The organism is Streptomyces longispororuber, from assembly GCF_024448165.1.
GTDB lineage: Bacteria > Actinomycetota > Actinomycetes > Streptomycetales > Streptomycetaceae > Streptomyces > Streptomyces longispororuber_A.
In genome coordinates this window covers 41025-60204 of the sequence record NZ_JAMOLN010000036.1, presented here as the reverse complement: position 1 = coordinate 60204, position 19180 = coordinate 41025, and the positions used below count along the sequence as shown (strand labels likewise).

At 74.1% G+C, this 19180-nt stretch carries 17 protein-coding genes; 8 read left to right on the top strand and 9 right to left on the bottom strand.

Annotated elements, in window-relative coordinates; translation table 11 throughout:
• A partial coding sequence (locus tag M4J07_RS13335; protein WP_255971355.1) for an SDR family oxidoreductase occupies window positions 1-809 on the top strand: 809 nt, incomplete at its 5' end.
• 108 nt (window positions 810-917) lie between these two features.
• Here the strand turns inward: M4J07_RS13335 and M4J07_RS13330 are convergent.
• From M4J07_RS13330 to M4J07_RS13300, 7 genes are all read right to left on the bottom strand, one after another.
• Window positions 918-1808 carry an acyl-CoA thioesterase gene (locus M4J07_RS13330; RefSeq protein WP_255971353.1) on the bottom strand — a complete coding sequence of 297 codons (891 nt, stop codon included), beginning with the start codon at window positions 1806-1808 and terminating at the stop codon, window positions 918-920.
• The gene (locus tag M4J07_RS13325) at window positions 1805-2650 is read right to left on the bottom strand and encodes an HpcH/HpaI aldolase/citrate lyase family protein (RefSeq protein ID WP_255971351.1); all 846 of its coding nucleotides are present in this window, start codon (window positions 2648-2650) and stop codon (window positions 1805-1807) included. The genes M4J07_RS13330 and M4J07_RS13325 overlap by 4 nt, the downstream gene beginning before the upstream one ends.
• Window positions 2651-2667: 17 nt before the next feature.
• Window positions 2668-3054 (bottom strand): Zn-ribbon domain-containing OB-fold protein, encoded by a 387-nt coding sequence (locus M4J07_RS13320; RefSeq protein WP_255971349.1) that lies wholly within the window; start codon window positions 3052-3054, stop codon window positions 2668-2670.
• 29 nt (window positions 3055-3083) lie between these two features.
• Window positions 3084-4754, bottom strand: coding sequence for a class I adenylate-forming enzyme family protein (locus M4J07_RS13315; protein ID WP_255971347.1), 1671 nt, complete (start codon window positions 4752-4754; stop codon window positions 3084-3086).
• A gap of 8 nt (window positions 4755-4762) precedes the next feature.
• Window positions 4763-5908 (bottom strand): CaiB/BaiF CoA transferase family protein, encoded by a 1146-nt coding sequence (locus tag M4J07_RS13310; RefSeq protein WP_255971345.1) that lies wholly within the window; start codon window positions 5906-5908, stop codon window positions 4763-4765.
• A complete protein-coding gene (locus tag M4J07_RS13305; RefSeq protein ID WP_255971343.1) occupies window positions 5905-6672 on the bottom strand; it encodes a crotonase/enoyl-CoA hydratase family protein in 768 nt (255 codons plus the stop codon). The genes M4J07_RS13310 and M4J07_RS13305 overlap by 4 nt, the downstream gene beginning before the upstream one ends.
• 206 nt (window positions 6673-6878) lie before the next feature.
• On the bottom strand, window positions 6879-7805 hold the full coding sequence (locus M4J07_RS13300) for a universal stress protein (RefSeq protein ID WP_255971341.1): 927 nt from the start codon (window positions 7803-7805) through the stop codon (window positions 6879-6881).
• Window positions 7806-7984: 179 nt separating this feature from the next.
• Here M4J07_RS13300 and M4J07_RS13295 point away from each other — a divergent pair, with 179 nt between their 5' ends.
• Window positions 7985-8380, top strand: a complete 396-nt coding sequence (locus M4J07_RS13295) for a TOBE domain-containing protein (RefSeq protein ID WP_255971339.1) — start codon at window positions 7985-7987, stop codon at window positions 8378-8380.
• 49 nt (window positions 8381-8429) lie between these two features.
• Here the strand turns inward: M4J07_RS13295 and M4J07_RS13290 are convergent, their stop codons facing one another.
• Window positions 8430-8912, bottom strand: a complete 483-nt coding sequence (locus tag M4J07_RS13290) for a molybdopterin-dependent oxidoreductase (RefSeq protein ID WP_255971337.1) — start codon at window positions 8910-8912, stop codon at window positions 8430-8432.
• A gap of 168 nt (window positions 8913-9080) precedes the next feature.
• On the opposite strand from M4J07_RS13290, the gene modA reads away from it, so the two are divergent.
• The 5 genes from modA (at window position 9081) to gdhA (ending at window position 14030) form a co-directional block, all read left to right on the top strand.
• Window positions 9081-9902 carry a molybdate ABC transporter substrate-binding protein gene (gene modA / locus M4J07_RS13285; RefSeq protein WP_255971335.1) on the top strand — a complete coding sequence of 274 codons (822 nt, stop codon included), beginning with the start codon at window positions 9081-9083 and terminating at the stop codon, window positions 9900-9902.
• Window positions 9899-10777 (top strand): ABC transporter permease, encoded by an 879-nt coding sequence (locus M4J07_RS13280; protein ID WP_255971333.1) that lies wholly within the window; start codon window positions 9899-9901, stop codon window positions 10775-10777. The genes modA and M4J07_RS13280 overlap by 4 nt, the downstream gene beginning before the upstream one ends.
• Window positions 10774-11898 carry an ABC transporter ATP-binding protein gene (locus M4J07_RS13275; RefSeq protein ID WP_255971331.1) on the top strand — a complete coding sequence of 375 codons (1125 nt, stop codon included), beginning with the start codon at window positions 10774-10776 and terminating at the stop codon, window positions 11896-11898. The genes M4J07_RS13280 and M4J07_RS13275 overlap by 4 nt, the downstream gene beginning before the upstream one ends.
• A 130-nt stretch (window positions 11899-12028) precedes the next feature.
• Entirely contained in the window at window positions 12029-12448 is a 420-nt protein-coding gene (locus M4J07_RS13270) for a TOBE domain-containing protein (RefSeq protein ID WP_255971329.1), read from the top strand.
• A gap of 241 nt (window positions 12449-12689) precedes the next feature.
• Entirely contained in the window at window positions 12690-14030 is a 1341-nt protein-coding gene (gene gdhA, locus M4J07_RS13265) for an NADP-specific glutamate dehydrogenase (RefSeq protein WP_255971327.1), read from the top strand.
• Between the two features lie 157 nt (window positions 14031-14187).
• Here gdhA and M4J07_RS13260 read toward each other — a convergent pair whose 3' ends face one another.
• Window positions 14188-18555 carry a cation-translocating P-type ATPase gene (locus M4J07_RS13260; RefSeq protein ID WP_255971325.1) on the bottom strand — a complete coding sequence of 1456 codons (4368 nt, stop codon included), beginning with the start codon at window positions 18553-18555 and terminating at the stop codon, window positions 14188-14190.
• Window positions 18556-18761: 206 nt separating this feature from the next.
• Between M4J07_RS13260 and M4J07_RS13255 the strand changes: the two genes are divergently transcribed.
• Window positions 18762-19163: a hypothetical protein gene (locus tag M4J07_RS13255; RefSeq protein ID WP_255971323.1), complete on the top strand. Its 402-nt coding sequence runs from the start codon at window positions 18762-18764 to the stop codon at window positions 19161-19163.
• The last annotated feature ends 17 nt before the right edge of the window (window positions 19164-19180 follow it).

Below are 19180 nucleotides of genomic sequence, written 5' to 3'. Positions count from 1 at the left end.
GTACGCTCCTGATGTCCGGCGGCAGCCGCGGCATCGGGCTCGCCATCGCGCTGCGGGCCGCCCGCGACGGCGCCAACGTCGCGCTGCTCGCCAAGACGGACACGCCGCACCCCCGGCTGCCCGGCACCGTGCACACGGCAGCCGCCGAGATCGAGCGGGCCGGTGGCAAGGCCCTGGCGGTCGTCGGCGACGTCCGGGACGAGAACGACGTACGCCGCGTCGTCGCGGCGACCGCCGAACGGTTCGGCGGCATCGACGTCGTGGTGAACAACGCCTCGGCCATCGCGCTCCAGAACCCCGGTGAACTGCCGCTCAAGCGCTACGACTTGATGATGGACGTGAACGTCCGGGGCACCTTCCTGCTCACCTCGTTCGCCCTCCCCCACCTGCGCGACTCGCGGCACGCGCACGTCCTCACGCTGTCGCCGCCGCTCAACCCGGACGGACGCTGGCTGCGCGAGCACGCCCCGTACACCGTCAGCAAGTACGGGATGACGATGCTCACCCTCGGCGTCGCCGAGCAGCACCGGGCCGGGCGGCTGTCCGCCAACTGTCTCTGGCCGGCGACGACCATCGCCACGGCCGCCACGGAGAACCTCCGCGGCGCCGACGAGGCCGCCCGGGTCAGCCGGACGCCGCGGATCATGGCGGACGCGGCGCACGCGCTGCTGACCCGCCCGGCCGGCGACGTGACGGGGCAGTGCCTGATCGACGAGGACGTGCTGCGCGGGGAGGGCGTCACGGACTTCGACGGGTACCGCGCCGACCCGCACGGCGACGCGGCGCTGCGCAAGGACATCTTCCTGTAGGCACCCGGCCGCTTCCGGTGGACGTCCGCCCGGTGCCCCGTGCCGGGGCCGCACGCAGGAGCCCCTGCCCGCGAAGGTTCTTCGCGGGCAGGGGCTCCGGTCGTCGGGTCAGCGGACGCGCAGCAGGGCCTCCTGCGCGACGGACGCGACGAGCGCGCCGTCACGCGTCCAGAACTCCCCGTGCGCGAGGGTGCGCCCGTCCCCGGCGACCGTGCTGCGGCACACGTAGAGCAGCCACTGGTCGGCCCGGGCCGGCCGGTGGAACCACATGGCGTGGTCGAGCGAGGCCAGGGCCACACCGGCGGGGCGGGGTTCGCCGTAGGGCACCAGGGCCGTCGGGGCGAGCGGGGCGTCGGAGATGTAGGCGAGGACGCAGGCGTGCAGGACCGGGTCGTCGGGGAGCGTCCCGACGGTGCGGATCCAAGCGTGCCGGTCGATGCGTCCGGTGCCGGGGTGCGGGGTGGCGCGGGGCACCTCGCGGTACTCCAGGGAGGCGCGCAGCGGATGGTCGGCCGGCCGGAACGCCCAGCCGTCGCCGAGCCGTTCGGGACCCGGCACGTCCGGCATTTCCGGCTGGCGCCAACCCCCTTCGCCCTGGGGCGACTTGAAGGACACGCTCATGGTGAGCGCCTCCTTGCCGCCCTGGACGGCGGTGGTCTGCCGCATGGAGTAGCTGCGGCCGTCGCGCACCACGTCGGTGGCGTACCGGACGGGGCTCTCGGGCGACAGGGCCCGCAGGAAGTAGGCGTGCAGCGAGTGCACGGCGCGTTCGTCCTCGACGGTGCGGTACGCGGCGGCGAGCGCCTGGGCGAGGGCCGCACCGCCGTAGCTGCGGGACGGTGCGCGGCCCGCGTGGCAGTAGCCTTCGACCACGCCGGGGCCCGCCCCCCGCGCCTCCTGCACGCAGATGTGCTCACCCTTGCCGAGCGGTCCCGGGCAACGGTCGTCCGGATCCCGCTCGTCCACCACCGCCGGTTCGCCGACCACGATCCCGCTCACCCGCCCATCACTCCCAAGGTCCGAAGAGCCCGCAGGTAGACGGGCCGGTCCACCATCATTCCGGCCACGGTCACGACACCCGCACCGGCCCCCTCGAACGCCTCGCGCACGCTGCGCGCCCAGGCCAGCTCGGCGTCACCCGGCGCGAACACCCGGTGGGCGACGTCCACCTGTCCGGGGTGGATGCAGAACTTCCCGGCGAAGCCGACGCCGCGCGCCGACTCGGCCTGCGCCGCGAAGAGTTCGAGGTCACGGAAGTCGGCCTCCGGGCCGTCGATGGCGCCGATCCCGGCCGCCGCCGCGGCGTTGGCGATGCGGGCCCGCGCGTGTGCCAGTTCCCGTCCGTCGCGTGTGCGGGACACGCCGAGGGAGGCGGTGTAGTCCTCGGAGCCGAGCGAGACCCCGTCGAGGCGGGGCGAGGCGCGGCAGATCCGTTCGACGTCGGCGAGGCCGGCCGCGGACTCGATCCACGCGAGGAGCCGCACCGAGCCGGCGTCGAGCCCGCGCACCGCCTCCAGGTAGTCGAGGTAGTGCCCGACGCGGACGAGCGTCCCGGCGTCGTCGGTCTTCGGCAGGTGCAGTCCGTGCAGGCCGGGACGGACCACGGCGTCCAGGTCCGCTTCCAGGAGGCCGGAGTCGAGCGCGTTGGGGCGCACCCACAGCTCCCTCCCCCGCGCCGGGAACCCGGCCAGCGCCCCGGCGACGAGCTGCCGGGCCGCGTCCTTGTCGCCCGCCGCGACCGAGTCCTCCAGGTCGAACGCGATGCCGTCGGCGGGCACGCCCCGCGCCTTGGCGAGGAACCGCTCGCTGCTCCCGGGGACGGACAGCAGGGACCGCGGCACGCGCCGCACCCGACCGGTCACCAGCGTTCACCCCGCACCGGGTCGAGACGGAAGACGGGGATGCCGTCGGTGGCGACCTCGACGACCGACACGGACGCCCCGAACGGGGTGACCGCGCCGCCGGACACGCCCTCGACGAGACAGCGCATGCACACCCCGTCCGCGAGTTCCACGACGGCGACCATCCGCGGGCGCTGCCCCTTGCGGCGCACCTCGACGGCGCTGGAGACCGTGCCGTGGCCGGGACTGCGCGACCAGCGCAGCTCGGTCGACGAGCAGGTGGGGCAGAGCAGCACGGTGCGGAAGACGACCGTCGAACACCAGGTGCAGCGCTGGAAGCGCAGCTCCGTGTCGGTCGTCGGCGGGCCGATCATCTGCGCCCGCTGGACGGTTCGCACGTACATGGTGGTACAGCCTTTCCCGGTGCCGCGCGTCAGGCGTGACGCTGCCGCAGCTCCGTCTTGAGGATCTTGCCCGCCGCGGAGACCGGCAGGGCGTCGATGAAGTGGATCTCTCGCACCCGCTGGTAGGGGGCGACGCGCTCCGCCACGAACTCCATGAGCCGCGCGGCGAGTTCGGGCCCGGACGGGTGACCTGGCCGGGTGACGACGTACGCGACCGGTATCTCGCCGGCCTCCGCGTGCGGCGCGCCGATGACGCTGGCCCCTTCGACCGCGGGGTGTTCGTGGAGGAGGTCCTCCAGGGGCGTCGGGTACACGTTGTACCCCTTGTAGATCAGCATGTCCTTGGCCCGGCCGACGAGGAACAGCCAGCCGTCCTCGTCCAGCCGCCCCAGGTCACCGGTGCGCAGCCAGCCGTCCCGGTACTGCTCGTCGGTCAGGTCGCGGTGCCCCTGGTAGCCGTCGGTGATCTGCGGTCCGCGCGCCCACACCTCCCCGGTCCGCCCCGCCGGCATCACCGGCCCGCAGCCGAGGTCCCTGATCTCGATGTCGGTGTCGAAGAGCGGCGCGCCGACGCTGCCGGCCGGCACGGGTCCTTCGCGCAGCATCGGGTGGGTGGTGAGCGCCATGGTCGCCTCGGTCAGGCCGTACCCCTCGACGATGCAGGCGTGGGGGAACAGCTCGCCGAGCCGGTGCAGGGCGTGCGCGTCGATGGGCGCGGCACCGGAGTTGACGATCCGCACGGAGGTGAGGTCGGCGTCCTCGATGCCGGGCAGGGCGAGCAGGGCGTGGAAGAGGGTGGGCGAGCCGGGGATCATGGTCACCCGGTGCTCCTCGACGAGCCGCACGAACCGGCCCGGCTCGAACCGCCCGGCGAGCACGACGCTCGTCCCCGTCGCCATGCTCACGGACTGGCTGACCAGCCCCATGGCGTGGAACATGGGCGCGAGCGCGACGCCGGTCGACGCCCCGATCTCGATCGTGTACGGCGTCCGGGCCTCGGGCACCGGCTCCAGGTGGACGCGTCCCTCGGCGTCGACGACGGGCCGGGCGGCACCCCGCCAGCAGGCCATCTGCAGGACGTTGGCGACGACGTTGCGGTGCAGGACGCGCACCGCCTTGGAGCGGCCGGTGGTGCCGCCGGTGAAGGAGAGGTGGGCGAGGTCGTCCCCGGACACCACGACGGGGGCGAGCGGCTCGGCGGCCAGCAGGTCCTCCAGGCAGGTGCCGCCCGAATCCGCACCCGAGTCCGTGCCCGGCGGTGCGGGAGCAGTGTCGGTCGGCGGGACCAGGACGGTGAGCCGGACGCCCGGCACCTCGGCCTCGTCGAGTGCGGCGCGGGTCGCGGGGTGCGTGAACACCGCGACGGCGCCCGCCTCCTGGAGCTGGTCGCGCAGCGCCTTCGGCGGCAGGGCGGGGTTGACGGGGGTGACGACCGCGCCGGCCAGCAGCACGCCGTAGTACGTGACCGTGAACCAGGCGGAGTTGGGCTGGTGCAGCGCGACGGTGTCGCCGTGCCGTACGCCGCGCTCCCGCAGCCCGGCGGCGACCCGGCACGCCCGGTCGTACAACTCCGCGTACGTCAGGGTGAGTTCACCGTCCCGCAGGGCGAGCCGGTCGGCGTGCCGGTGCGCCGATCCGGCAAGCAGGTCGCCCAGGGACGCGTCGGGGTAGGGCAGGCTCTCGGGCATTCCTTCGGGCACGTACCGCCTCATCCGACGATTCCCTTCTCGCGCAGCCTGTCGATGTCGTCGTGGGTGAGTCCGGCCACGGCCGTGAGCACGTCGCCCGTGTGCGCGCCGATGACCGGCGCGGGGGCCGGATCACCGGCGGGCGTGGCACTGAACCTGGGGGCGGGCGCCGGTTCCTGTCCGCCGTGGGGGCCGCGGCGGTGGGAGCCGCGGGCGGCGTTGTGCGGGTGTGCGGCGGCCTCGGTGAGCGAGAGGACGGGGGTGACGCACGCGCCCTTCCCGTCGAAGGCCCGCGCCCACTCGTCCCGGGTGCGCGTGGCGAACAGGGCCGTCAGCGCGGACTTCATCGCGGGCCAGGCGGCACGCTCGCGCTGCCGTGCGAACCGTTCGTCGTCGCGCAGTCCGAGGACGTCCAGCAGGGCGGCGTAGAACTGCGGCTCGATGGCCCCGACCGCTACGTGCCCGCCGTCCGCGCAGCGGTAGACGGCGTAGAACGGCGCTCCGCCGTCGAGGAGGTTCACCCCCGGCCGGTCCTCCCAGGCGCCCTGCGCAAGGAAGCCGTACGTCATGGCGAGCAGCAGGCCGGTGCCGTCGGTCATCGCGGCGTCGACGACCTGTCCCTCGCCGCTGGTGCGGGCGTGCAGCAGCGCGCTCACGAGACCGAGGGCGAGCAGCATGCCGCCCCCGCCGAAGTCGCCGACGAGGTTGACCGGCGGCACCGGATCGCCGTCGGCGGGCCCGATGGCGTGCAACGCGCCTGCCAGGGCTATGTAGTTGATGTCGTGGCCCGGCTCCTGGGCGAGGGGTCCGTCCTGGCCCCAGCCCGTCATCCGCCCGTAGACGAGTGCCGGGTTGGCGGCGAGGCACACGTCGGGGCCGATCCCGAGGCGCTCCACGGCGCCGGGCCGGAACCCCTCGATGACGGCGTCGGCGCCCGCGATCAACTTCCGCACGGCGTCGGCGCCTTCGGGGTGCTTCAGGTCCACGGCGATCGAGGTGCGGCCGCGGTGGATCACGGGGTGCCGGGTGGCCTGCCCGGCCTCGCCAGGCCGGTCGACGCGGATCACCTCCGCGCCGAGGTCGGCGAGCAGCATGCCGCAGAACGGGCCGGGACCGAGCCCGCCCAGCTCGACGACCCGCACGCCGGCCAGTGGTCCGGCGTTCACCGCCCGGTCCAGCGCGGCGCGCGCTTCTCCGCGAAGGCGCGGGGACCTTCCTCGGCGTCGTCGGAGCCGAACACGGGGGCGGCGATCTCGCGCATCCGGACCCATTCCTCGTCGGCGCTCCAGGTGCGGGCCTCGGTGAGGACCTGCTTCGTGGCGCGGACGGCGAGGGGCCCGTTGGCGGCGATGGCGCGCGCCAACTCCACTGCCCCGTCGAGAGCTTGACCCGGTGCGGTGAGCCGGTTCACGAGGCCGAACCCGTGCGCCCGGCCGGCCTTCAGGAAGTCGCCGGTGAGGGCGATCTCCAGGGCGATCTGCGGCGGGATGCGGCGCGGCAGCCGGAGCAGGCCGCCCGCGGCCGCCACGAGGCCGCGCTTGACCTCGGGGATCCCGAAGCGCGCGTCGTCGGCGGCGACGACCAGGTCGCAGGCGAGGACGATCTCGCAGCCGCCGGCCAGTGCGTACCCCTCGACGGCGGCGATCATCGGCTTGCGGGGCGGCGCCTCGGTGATCCCGGCGAGACCGCGCCCCTCGACGACCGGGCGCTCCCCCGCGAGGAACGCCTTGAGATCCATGCCGGAGCAGAACGTGCCGCCCGCACCGGTGATGACGCCGACGACCTGGTCGTCGCGGCGGTCGAGCTCGTCGAGCGCCGCGGCGACGCCCTCGGCGACGGCCCGGTTCACCGCGTTGCGGGCCTCGGGGCGGTTGAGCGTGATGACGGTGATCCCGTCGTCACGGAATTCGGCGAGTACTGCGTCGGCCATGCGGGCTCCCGGCTCAGGTCACGAAGGACGACCACGATCTTTGTCGAACATTCGTTAAGTTACGAGCCCGTACGCGCCCTGTCCACCCTCCGCACCATGTGATCCACCGCGCACGAGGTCGGTCCGTGGACGTCCTGGGCGGAAAACCGACCAGGAAAGCCGATCGGGAAAGCCGACCAGGATGCGGCTTCGGTGCCGTCCGTGCCTTAAGCGCCTTCGGTGCCCTCGGTGCCCTCGGTGCCCTCGGTGCCTTCGGGTGACCGGCGGACGACGAGGACCGGGCAGTCCGCGTGCTGGAGCAGGGCCTGGCTGACCGAGCCGAGCAGCAGACCGGTGAAGCCGCCAAGGCCCCGGGCGCCCACGACCATCAGCTGGGCCTCGCCGGAGGCCTCGATGAGGACCGGCCGGGCGCGGCCCTCCACCACCCGTTCCTCGACGGCGACGTCGGGGTGGCGGGCGTGGCCGGGCGCGACGGCGTCGGCGAGGGTGCGCTCGCACTCCTCGCGCAGCTTGTCGACGTCGAAGACGAGGGGCGCCATGTCGCCCGGCCACTCCCTGCCGGGACCCGTCCAGGTGCTCCAGACCTGCACGGCGAGCAGCCCGGTCGCCCGCCGCGCGGCGTGCGCGAACGCCTCGTCGACGGCGACCTGCGCGTCGCCCGAGCCGTCCACGGCGACCGCCACCGGCCCCTCCGCGGCGGCCCGGCCGCGCAGGACCAGGACGGGACAGTGCGCGTGGGCGGCCAGATGCACCGCGACCGAGCCGATCAGCAGGCCCGTGAAGCCGCCCAGGCCCCGGCTGCCGACGACGACCAGACTCGCTTCCCGCGACCGGGCGGCCAGGATGGTCAGCGGTTCCCCGGTGACGACCTCGCCGCGGATCGCGGACAGCTGCGGCTCCGCGACGCGGGCGTGCTCGACGGCCGCGGCCACGATCTCGTCGGCCTGGTCGCGCAGCCGGCTGGTGGGCTGGCTGATGGGCGCGGCCGCCGTCGGGGCCTTGACCAGCGGCCAGATGAAGGCGTGCACGATCTCCAGGTCCACTCCGCGCAGACGTGCCTCGCGCGCCGCGGCCGCCACCGCCTCCAGGCTCGACTCGGATCCGTCCGTCCCGACCAGCACTTGGCCTGCCATACGTGAACTCCCTGGTCGCCGTGGCCTCGGTCGCGGCCCCGCTTCGGCCCTCCCACCAGACTGACCCGCACCGCCGCACGCCGCACTTCCGCCGCACGCCGGGGGTGACCGCCGCGCCGCGCCGGGAGATCGAAGAGTCGCCTTCGGGAGCATCGGGGCGGGGGCATATCTTGACGACCATGCAGTCATACACGATCGGCCAGGCAGCCCGGCTGCTCGGCGTGAGCCCGGACACCGCGCGACGGTGGGCGGACGCGGGGCGCGTGGCGACCCATCGGGACGAGACCGGGAAGCGGCTCATCGACGGGCAGGACCTGGCCGCCTTCTCCGTCGGCCTCGCCAAGGGCGGCACCGGCGACGAGGAGACCTCCTACACCTCGGTCCGCAACGCCTTCCCCGGCATCGTGACCGCGATCAAGCTCGGCGACGTGGCCGCCCAGGTGGAGATCCAGGCGGGCCCGCACCGGCTGGTGTCGCTGCTGACCCGGGAGGCCGTCGAGGAGCTGGGCCTGGAGGTCGGCATGGAGGCCACGGCCCGGGTGAAGTCCACGAACGTCCACATCGACCGGGTCTGACGGCGCCCCTCTCCCCGCGGCTTACCTCCGGCCCTCCCCTCCCTGCGGGTCAGGTCCAGGCGGAGTAGCCGCCGTTGACCCGTATCGCGGTGATGCCGCTGACGTACCGGGCGCCGCAGCGGTCCTGCGGGAGGACGAGCTGAGGCCCCGCGCCGTCCAGCGGGCTGTCGTCCATGGCGACCGCGAGCAGGACGGGTGCGCGCCCGAAGTCCGGGTCGATCTCGGCCCAGGACAGCAGGGTGCGGTGGCCGTCCGCGCCGCTGACGGCGATGAGGAAGCGCAGCCGGTCCTTGCGCCGGGCCGGGTCGAACGCCGGCTCCGCCGCCACCAGCACGTCGTGCAGGAGCGGCCCGGTGAAGCGGTGGTGCCGGACGCCGCTGGTGGCGCACTCGAACGCCACCGCCGCCGACCGCTGCGGCCGGCTCCGCAGATCGGCCACGGTCAGCCGGGACGGCCGGGCCACGTCGCCGTCGAGCACCACTTCCGCCGTCGCGACGGCAGCCGTACGGGCATGTGCGAGGGAATCGCTCACGGGCTGGCACCTCCCCGGGGACCGTACCCGAGCGACGACTCCACTCAAACGCAGATACCAGCCGTCGGAATCTCCAACCCAGCTCATGCGATGTGACAGGAGACTTTCACCTTGCAAGTGCGGCAGTATGCTCAGCGCAAGCTTTGGCCGAGAGGGAGTAGATCCGTGATGACCCGTACAGTGCGCCGGACCCGCCGGATAGTCCAGGTGACCGGTGTGAGCGCCGCCGCGCTGCTGGCCCTGAGCGCCTGCGCCTCCTCCGACGACTCCTCGTCCGCCGGTTCCGACTCCTCGGCGTCGGCCTCGGGCAAGCCGTCCGGCACGGTCACCGTCTTCGCGGCGGCCTCGCTGAAGGAGAGCTTCACGACGCTGGGCAAGCAGTTCGAGAAGGCGAACCCGGGCACCAAGGTGACCTTCAGCTTCGGCGGCAGCGACTCGCTGGCCGCGAGCATCACCGGCGGCGCCCCGGCCGACGTGTTCGCCGCCGCCAGCCCCAAGACGATGAAGATCGTCACGGATGCCGGGGGCGCCGCCGGCAGCCCGGCCACCTTCGTCCGCAACCAGCTGGAGATCGCCACCCTGCCGGGCAACCCCGACAAGGTGGACTCGCTCAAGGACCTGACGGACTCCAAGCTGAAGGTCGTGCTCTGCGCGAAGGAGGTGCCGTGCGGCGCCGCCGCGCAGAAGGCGCTGGACGCGGGCAAGCTGAAGCTCACGCCGGTCTCCTACGAGCAGGACGTCAAGGCGGCCCTGACGAAGGTGGAGTTGAAGGAGGCCGACGCCGCGGTCGTCTACCAGACCGACGTGAAGGCCGCGGGTGGCAAGGTGGAGGGCGTGAACTTCCCCGAGTCGGCGGACGCCGTCAACGACTACCCGATCGCGCAGCTCAAGGACTCGAAGAACGCGGCTGCCGCCAAGGCGTTCATCGAGCTGGTCCGGTCCGCCGAGGGCCAGAAGGTCCTGACCTCGGCCGGGTTCCTGAAGCCGTGACCTCGCTCGACAAGCCCGACGCCGCGGCCGACACCCTCACGGGCGGTCCGCGGCGTCGCCGTTCCCACCCCCCGGGACGCACGGGGTCCGGGGGCTTCCGGGGCGCACCGCTGCCCCTGCTGCTGCCCGCGCTCGTGGGCCTGGCGTTCCTGATCGTGCCGCTGATCGCCCTGCTCGTCCGGACCCCGTGGTCGGACCTGCCCGCCCAGTTGACCAGCGCCGCGGTGTGGCAGGCACTGCGGCTCTCCCTGCTGTGCGCGACGGCGGCGACCGCCGTCAGCCTGGTCATCGGCGTGCCGCTGGCCTGGCTGCTGGCCCGTGTCGAGTTCCCCGGCCGCGGTCTCGTACGGGCCCTGGTGACGCTGCCGTTGGTGCTGCCTCCCGTGGTGGGCGGTGTGGCGCTGCTGTCGGCGCTCGGCCGCAACGGCGTCGTCGGGAAGTGGCTGGACGCATGGTTCGGCATCACCCTGCCCTTCACGACCGCCGGGGTCGTGGTCGCCGAGGCGTTCGTCGCCATGCCGTTCCTCGTGATCAGCGTGGAGGGCACGCTGCGGGCCGCCGATCCGCGCTTCGAGGAGGCGGCCACCACGCTGGGCGCCTCCCGCTTCACCGCGTTCCGCCGGGTCACGCTGCCGCTGATCGCGCCGGGCATCGCGGCGGGCGCGGTGCTCGCCTGGGCGCGGGCGCTCGGCGAGTTCGGCGCGACGATCACCTTCGCCGGCAACTTCCCGGGCCGTACCCAGACCATGCCCCTCGCCGTGTACCTGGCCCTGCAGAGCGATCCGGAGGCCGCGATCGCCCTGAGCCTCGTGCTGCTGGCCGTCTCGATCGCCGTACTGGCGGGGCTGCGCGACCGTTGGATGACCGCCTCATGACCGATCTCGACAAGACCGATCTCGACAGGACCGCGCACGGCACCGCCGCCGACGGGGCGACCGCCGGGGCCGCTGCCGCCGGGGAGGGCCTGGACGCCCGTCTCGTGGTCGAGCGGGGCGACTTCCGCCTCGACGTCTCCCTGGCCGTCGCCCCCGGCGAGGTCGTCGCCCTCCTCGGGCCCAACGGCGCGGGCAAGACGACGGCGCTGCGCGCCCTCGCCGGACTGGTCCCGCTGACCGGCGGACGCCTGCGGCTGGACGGCACGGACCTCGACCGCACCCCGCCGGAGTCCCGGCCGGTCGGCGTCGTCTTCCAGGACTACCTGCTCTTCCCCCACCTGACGGCGCTGGACAACGTCGCCTTCGGCCCGCGCTGCCACGGCGCGACCAAGGCGGAGGCCCGGACCCAGGCCGCGCGGTGGCTGGACCGGATGGGGCTCGCCGCGCACGCGGGGGCCAAACCCCGCCGGCTCTCGGGCGGCCAGGCCCAGCGCGTCGCCGTGGCCCGCGCGCTGGCCACCCACCCGCGGCTGCTCCTCCTCGACGAGCCGCTGGCCGCGCTCGACGCCCGGACCCGCCTGGAAGTCCGCGCCCAACTCCGGCGCCACCTCGCCGAGTTCGAGGCGGTGGCGGTCCTCGTCACGCACGATCCGCTCGACGCCATGGTCCTCGCCGACCGCCTCGTCGTCATCGAGGACGGCCAGGTGGTCCAGGAAGGCACCCCCGGCCACATCGCCCGGCACCCGCGGACGGACTACATCGCCCACCTCATCGGCCTCAACCTGTACCGGGGGCAGGCCGAGGGGCACACCGTCCGGCTGGACGGCGGGCCCGCGATCACCACCACCGAAGACCTCACCGGACCGGTCTTCGTCACCTTCCCGCCGACCGCGGTGACCCTGTACCGCGAGCGCCCCAGCGGCACCAGCGCCCGCAACCTCTGGCACTGCGAGGTGGCCGGCCTGGAGACGCACGGCGACCAGATCCGCGCCGACCTCACCGGCGAGCTCCCCCTCGCCGCCGGTCTCACGACGGTGGCGGCAGCCGAGCTGGGCCTGCATCCGGGCGCGGAGGTGTGGGCGGCGGTGAAGGCGGCGCAGACCCACGCCTATCCCGCCTGACGCCCGACGGTTCCGGCCGTCCGCGGAAGGACGGCCGGCCGGCCGGCCCGAACCGTCGCGCAGGCTCTAGGGTGAACCGCACAGCAGGCCGGAATTCCGGCATTTCACCCCACCCCCGTGAGGCGTTCCCATGAGCCTGAGCATCCGCAACCAGATCCCCGGCACCGTCACCACGGTCACCACTGGCGAGGCCATGGCGACGGTAAGGGTCCGCCTCGACGGCGGCCGCGACCTCACCTCCGCCATCACCGTGGACGCCGTCAAGGAACTCGGTCTCGCCGAGGGGTCCGCCGTGCGCGCCCTGGTCAAGTCGACGGAGGTCTCCCTCGCCACGGGTTCCGTGGAGGGGCTCTCCATCCGCAACCGGCTGCCCGGCACCGTCAGCGACATCGCCGCCGGCGCCGCCATGGCCGCCGTCCGGGTCACCGTCGAGGGCGGCGAGCTGACCGCCGCGATCACCAGGGACGCCGTCACGGAACTCGGCCTGGCCGTCGGCTCCCCGGTCACCGCGCTGATCAAGGCGACTGAGGTGTCGCTCACCACCGGCTGACCGGCCACCGGGGCGCCGCAAGGGATTCCGCTTCCCGCGCAGCGTCCCGGGGTCTCACATGGTGAGCCGCTCCTGCCTGGCATGCTGGTCAAGGTGTTTACATGCGCGTAACACTAACCTTGCCCCGCGCCCGGCAAAGGCGCCGAGCGCTCATCGATGGACCGGAACCGAGGTCGCCGCACCTCTCCCGGATCCGGTGGTAGCCGCGCCAGAAAGGCCTTCTGTGACGACGCGATCCGACATGCAGAACATACTCGGCAGGACCCTCGCCGAGATCGAGCAGCGCAACCCGGCCCAGCCGGAGTTCCACCAGGCCGTCCACGAGGTCCTGGAGACGCTGGCGCCGGTGCTCGCGGCCCGCCCCGAGTACGCCGAGGCGGGACTCGTGGAGCGGCTGTGCGAGCCCGAGCGTCAGGTCATGTTCCGGGTGCCGTGGCAGGACGACCGCGGACGGGTGCAGGTCAACCGCGGCTTCCGGGTCGAGTTCAACAGCGCGCTCGGCCCGTACAAGGGCGGCCTGCGCTTCCACTCGTCGGTGAACCTCGGCGTCATCAAGTTCCTGGGCTTCGAGCAGATCTTCAAGAACGCGCTGACCGGCCTCGGCATCGGCGGCGGCAAGGGCGGCAGCGACTTCGACCCGCACGGGCGCAGCGACGCCGAGGTGATGCGCTTCTGCCAGTCCTTCATGACGGAGCTGTACCGGCACATCGGTGAGCACACCGACGTGCCGGCCGGTGACATCGGCGTCGGCGGGCGGGAGATCGGCTACCTCTTCGGCCAGTACCGGCGGATCACCAACCGCTGGGAGGCCGGCGTCCTCACCGGCAAGGGCCAGGGCTGGGGCGGCTCCCTGATCCGCCCGGAGGCGACCGGGTACGGCAACGTGCTGTTCGCCGAGGCGATGCTGCGCGAGCGCGGCGAGGACCTGGAGGGGCAGACGGTGGTCGTGTCGGGCTCCGGCAACGTCGCGATCTACACCATCGAGAAGCTGCACGCCCTGGGCGCGAACCCGGTGACGTGCTCGGACTCCTCCGGCTACGTCGTGGACGAGAAGGGCATCGACCTCGAACTGCTCAAGCAGATCAAGGAGGTCGAGCGGGGCCGCGTCGACGCGTACGCCGAGCGCCGCGGCGCCTCCGCCCGCTTCGTGCGCGGCGGTCGCGTCTGGGAGGTGCCCGCCGATGTGGCCCTGCCGTCCGCCACGCAGAACGAGCTGACCGAGGACGACGCCACCACGCTGATCCGCAACGGCGTGAAGGCGGTCTCCGAGGGCGCGAACATGCCGACGACCCCCGCGGCCGTCCACCTGTTCCAGCAGGCGGGCGTCGCCTTCGGCCCCGGCAAGGCGGCCAACGCGGGCGGCGTCGCGGTCAGCGCCCTCGAGATGGCGCAGAACCACGCCCGGATCTCCTGGCCCGCGCAGCGCGTCGAGGACGAGCTGGCGCACATCATGAAGGACATCCACGCCACCTGCCACGAGACCGCCGAGCGCTACGGAGCCCCCGGCGACTACGTGACGGGCGCGAACATCGCGGGCTTCGAGCGGGTCGCCGACGCGATGCTGGCGCAGGGCGTCATCTGACGCGGCGCGCCCCGTGATCCCGTAGCCGTGGCGCCGCCGTCACGGTGACGGCGCGCGCGGCCCTGCGACGTCGGCAGGGCCGTGGCGCCGCCCCCTGCCGGGTTCACCGGGGAGCGGGTGGACGACCTTCGACGCTGCGGGCCGCCGGTACGGCCGGCTACTCCGCGCTCGTGTCCCGGACCAGGTGCAGGGAGAGTCCCGAAGCCACCGTCCCCGCCACGGCGGCGATCGCCGCGGTGGCCCAGGCGAGCGGGCCGAGAGGGGTGCAGCCGAAGAACTGGCTGACCCCCGGGGTCTGGACGACGGCGGCCAGAGCGACGGCCGACCCCAGGGCGGCCGTCACGACCGTCGGACTCTTCGGTGCGGTCACCAGGGTCTGGCCCAGTTGGGCGCCCACGAGGGCGAGCAGGGCCACCGTGCGCGCCCGGGCCGCGCGGCCGCTGGCCCGGGCCACCAGCCACCCCGCGAGCGCCGCCAGCGCGGTGGCACCGGCACGCACCCCGGTCTCCCGTGCGAGTGCGGCCCCCAGCGAGATGTCGGGGCCCTCGTGCAGGGAGCCCTCGGCCAGGGTGCCGCGTGGGGTGCGGGTGGCGACCGCCACGGCCGGCGCGAGGTCGGTGAACAGGTTCACCAGCAGCAACTGCCGTGCGGTGAGCGGCGATTGGCCGGTGAGTGCCGCGGCGCTCACCGCGAACGCGATCTCCCCGAGGTTGCCGCCGACGAGGACGGCCAGGGCCTGGCGCACCGTCACCCACAGCGCACGGCCCTCGACCAGGGTGGCGAGGACGGGTTCGAGGCGGCCGTTGGTCACCACCAGGTCGGCTGCCGCGCGGGCGGCCGGGGTGGCGCGGTGGCCGAAGGCGATCCCGACGTCGGCCAGCCGGATGGCGGGTGCGTCGTTGGCGCCGTCACCGGTCATGGCGACCGTGCGGCCCATGCTCTGGAAGGCCCGCACGACGCGGACCTTGTGGTGCGGTGTCGCGCGGGCCACCACGCCGACGGTGGGCAGCAGCGCGGTGAGCTTGTCGTCGTCGAGGTCGTCGAGATCGGCGCCGCTCACGACGGTGTGCCCGTCGACGACGCCGAGTTCACGGGCGATCGCCTCGGCGGTGTCGGGGTGGTCCCCGGTGATCATGACGATGTGCACGCCCGCCTTCGCGAGGCGGCGGATCAGCCCCTGGGCGCTGCCGCGCACCTGGTCCACCAGGACCAGGAAGCCGAGGAAGTCCAGGCCGGCGACGTCCTCGTCGGTCAGTTCGGTGTCGTCCGGTGCCGGTCCGGCCCCGGCGGGCGCCCGTCGTTCGGCGACGGCCAGGACGCGATGGCCGGCCGCGGCCAGCTTCTGCCCCTCGGCCAGCACCGCTCGGCGGCCCGCCCGGTTCAGGGCTCGACCGTCCCGGGTGGCGCACAGGTCCACGACCTGCTCGGGTGCGCCCTTGACCGACAGCAGGCACCCGTCCCGGCTGCGGCCCAGAGCCGCGTGGAAGCCACGGCTCGGCTCGAAGGGGAGGGTGGCGGTGAGCTTCCAGCCGGGCGCTGCCGTGTCACGGCGGATGCCCGCCTCTCGAAGGGCGGTGCCGATCGCCTGGTCCGTGACGTGGGTCAGGCGGCGGCTGCCACGGGCGCGTGGCGTGGCCCGCAGCCCGGCGGCGAGGACCGCCCGGTGGTGTGCTTCCCGGCTGTCCAGCGGGAGCGTACGGCCGTCGGCGTGGACGGAGACGAGTTCGAGGCGCCCGTGGGTGAGCGTGCCGGTCTTGTCGAAGCACAGGACGTCGGCGCGGCCGGCCGCCTCGATGGTCCGGGCGTCGCGCACCAGGACGCCGTGCTCGGCGAGACGGCGGACGGCCGCCAGCTGGGCGGCCGTGACGAGGAAGGGCAACCCCTCCGGCACGCTGGCCACGGCGAGGCCGACGGCCGCGCCGATGGTCTCGCGGACCGGACGGCCGCGGAACAGTCCCGCCGCCACCACGGCACCGGCCGAGGCGAGCGCCGCGGGAAGGGCCGCCCGGGTGATCTGGCCGAGGCGGTGCTCCACCCCGGTCCGCGGTGCGTCGGCGGCGGCGAACCGGGCGCCGCGCCCCGCCTCGGTGGCCTCGCCGGTGGCGACGGCGACCGCACGGGCGTGCCCCGCCGCGAGGGTCGTGCCCTCGTACACCATGGACGTGCGCTCGGCGGGGTGGTGGGCGAGGACGGGTGCGGTGGACTTGCTCACCGGGAGCGACTCCCCCGTCAGCGCCGACTCGTCGGCCTCCACCCCGTCGGCCGTCAGCAGCCGGCAGTCCGCCGGGACGACATCGCCCGCGTGCAGGACCACGACGTCCCCGACGACCAGCCCTTCGGCGGCCAGCTCCGTCTCCGCACCGTCGCGCACGGCCCGGGCCGGGATCACCGCGCGGTGGTACAGGCGGGCCGCCGTGCGCTCGGCCAGATAGCGCTGGGTGCCGCCGATCAGACCCGACACGGCGGTCACGGCCAGGATCATCGACGCGTCCAGGACGGCCCCCACGGCGGCGGACAGCGCGGCGCCGCCGACGAGGACCGGCGTGAGCGGATTGGCCGTCTCGGTGACGAACGCCCGCGCGAGCGACGGGCGCGGGGCCGCACGCCCGGACCACCGGGTGCGGGCCTTCACCTGATCGGCCGTCAGACCCTCGGCGCGGCTGCCGGTCCTGGCGAGCACCGTGGCCGGGTCCATCGCGTGCCACGGCCGACGCGCCGCCGACACCGGAAGGGGCTGGGTCAGCACGCGGGACGCGGACCACACCCCGGCGCCGAGGCCCACGGCGGCGGCGCCGTTGACGGTCAGCAGGAAGCGGGTGAGCGGGCGGCGGGCCGTCTGCACCGCGGTCATCGCGAGGCCGACCCCGGCCGACGCCTGGGCGAGCCGCACACCCCAGCCCGACACGGACCTCGCGGGTTTGCAGGCCGCCAGCAGCACGGCCGCCCGCCCGAGGTCCGTACCGACGTGGACATCCGCGCCCCACGGAGGTTCCCCGGCATCCCCGGTGACGCCGATCCCCACGTCGGCGGCCGCCAGGGCGTCCCTGCGCCGGGACAGCAACAGCACGCCCGAGCCGTCCCGTTGGGCCGCGCGAACCGACGCGACGAGGTGTTCACCGCCCTCGACCGCCTGGTCGCCGCGCCGGCCCCCGGGCGGTTCCGAGTCGCCCGGAGTGATCAGCACCGTGAGTCCGGAGCGCTCGGCGGCGGCGATCAGGGCGCTCGCCGCCTCGTCCACTTCGGGCACCACACCGACCAGTGCGAGCAACCGGCCGTCGCGCACCAGGCCGAGTATCCGGCGTGCGCCGTTCCGCTCCAGTCGTGCGCGCGCATCGGTGTAGGCCGCGTACGCCGTGGCGCTCGTGGCCGGCTCCGGTGACGGGCAGCGCTCCATCGGTGCCAGGCGCCACGGTCCGTCCTCCCGCGCCCGGTCGAGGCGCCCGGGGGTGAACAGCCGGTGGGCGACGGCGGCCAACTCCCCGGCGTCGGCGGCTTCTTCGAGAGGCAGCAGGTCGGTGAGGAGATGGGCCCCCGTCATGAGGGCATCGGTGTCGAGGATCGCCACGTCCACCCGGTCGAGCCGGCGCAGCGCCGCCGGGCGGACGACGAGCGATCCGCTCCTGGACAGTCCCCTGCCCAGCACGCTCGCGAAGGCCTCGCGGGCCAGCCAGGGTGCCTTCGGGATCACCGAGACGACCGCCTGTGCCGCGTGCAGGGGCCGGCCGGTCATCGCCAGCGCCCCGCCGAACGAGGCGGCCGCCACGGTCTCCGCACGGACGGCGTACCGCTCGACCGGACCGGCGCGCAGGGGCACCTCACGGGATGCCTCGCGCACGCCCGCGGCGGCGAACCGGCCGGCCGAGTCGGTGAGTCGGGGCTCCGCCGCCCGCCAGGCGGCCTGATGGGCGAGCAGTTCCCTCAGGCGCAGGGCATGGCGGGTGGCATCCACACCGATGCCGGGGCCGACCCCGGAGAGGGCGTTCACGCCCGCGCTGAGCAACGCCCTGGCGAACTCGGTGTCGTGCAGGCCGAGACGGCGCTCCACCGAGCCGCGCAGGCGTGGGTGTGCCTCCAGCGCGCTCAGCACCGAGGCGTAGACAGCCGGGATCGGGGTGCGGCCGGCCAGCCGCGCCAGCAGGGCCACCGGCAGTGCGGCCACGTGGGCGGCGAGCGCCAGCTCGGCTTCCCGTGCCGCCCTGGGGGCCAGCGGGTGGTCGGGGAGGGCGGCGTCCTCGCCGTGTTCACCCTCCACGGCTTCGACGGCTTCGCGCAGCGTCGCCAGCAGCTTGTCCTGTTCGACCGTTCCTTCGACAGCGGCGACGACATGGCCCAGATGACTGTTCACCGCGACCCATCGGACACCGGGCACGGCGCCGAGGCGCTCTTCGAACGACCTGGTGAGGGAGGGTTCCCGGGCCCCCTGCAGCCCTCGTACCGCGATGTGCGCACGCTCGCCGCGGATCCGGACGCGGGAGTCCTGGGCCCCCCGCCGGCCCGCGACGAGCGGCCTGAAGAGCGTGGACAACCAGGCAGTTCCCGGATTCCCCATCGTGTGGCCCACCTTCCCGCCGGCCCCGGCCGAGAGGTGTGTATCGTCCCGCACAGGTGCCCTCGGGACACGGTCGCATTCCAGACTTCGCCCCCTGCCGACCGGACGAACCGGAATGCGGGTGTGGCCGGGACGGGCACGGGTACGCACAGCACTCTCAGGCAACGAGACCAGGAGTTGCTATGCCCACTCCAGCGAAGAGCAAGAAGGAGAGCGCCCGGACCCGACCGGCCTCTCCGCAGAAGGAACCCGAACGGGCCGAGGCCCACGAGCACGACCAGAACCTGGCTGTGCACACGCTGAACGCCAAGGTGCCCATTCCCTACTTCACACCGGGCGACCTCGCCAGCAACACGCGTGTCGTCACCGGCTGGCTGCCTTCGCCGCCGCACTCGAAGGACCTGATCTACTACGGCGGCCTCGGGGCCCTCGCGATCGCCGGGGCTCTCGAGTGGCCGGTGGCCCTGGCCGTCGCCGGGGCGACCTGGATGATCCGCGAGACACAGGAAGAACGCGCCCGCCGACCGGAACCCGCACCCGAACCGGAAGCCGGTCCGCCGACGTCGATGGGCACAGGGAGCTGAGTGAAGGGAGCCCCGTG

What these genes read in the sequence shown, in the direction of transcription:
- M4J07_RS13320 (WP_255971349.1), bottom strand. Translation starts at nt 3,054, where the DNA reads ATGTACGTGCGAACCGTCCAGCGGGCGCAGATGATCGGCCCGCCGACG.
- M4J07_RS13305 (WP_255971343.1), bottom strand. Translation starts at nt 6,672, where the DNA reads ATGGCCGACGCAGTACTCGCCGAATTCCGTGACGACGGGATCACCGTC.
- M4J07_RS13300 (WP_255971341.1), bottom strand. Translation starts at nt 7,805, where the DNA reads ATGGCAGGCCAAGTGCTGGTCGGGACGGACGGATCCGAGTCGAGCCTG.
- M4J07_RS13295 (WP_255971339.1), top strand. Translation starts at nt 7,985, where the DNA reads ATGCAGTCATACACGATCGGCCAGGCAGCCCGGCTGCTCGGCGTGAGC.
- modA (WP_255971335.1), top strand. Translation starts at nt 9,081, where the DNA reads ATGACCCGTACAGTGCGCCGGACCCGCCGGATAGTCCAGGTGACCGGT.
- M4J07_RS13275 (WP_255971331.1), top strand. Translation starts at nt 10,774, where the DNA reads ATGACCGATCTCGACAAGACCGATCTCGACAGGACCGCGCACGGCACC.
- M4J07_RS13270 (WP_255971329.1), top strand. Translation starts at nt 12,029, where the DNA reads ATGAGCCTGAGCATCCGCAACCAGATCCCCGGCACCGTCACCACGGTC.
- gdhA (WP_255971327.1), top strand. Translation starts at nt 12,690, where the DNA reads ATGCAGAACATACTCGGCAGGACCCTCGCCGAGATCGAGCAGCGCAAC.
- M4J07_RS13255 (WP_255971323.1), top strand. Translation starts at nt 18,762, where the DNA reads ATGCCCACTCCAGCGAAGAGCAAGAAGGAGAGCGCCCGGACCCGACCG.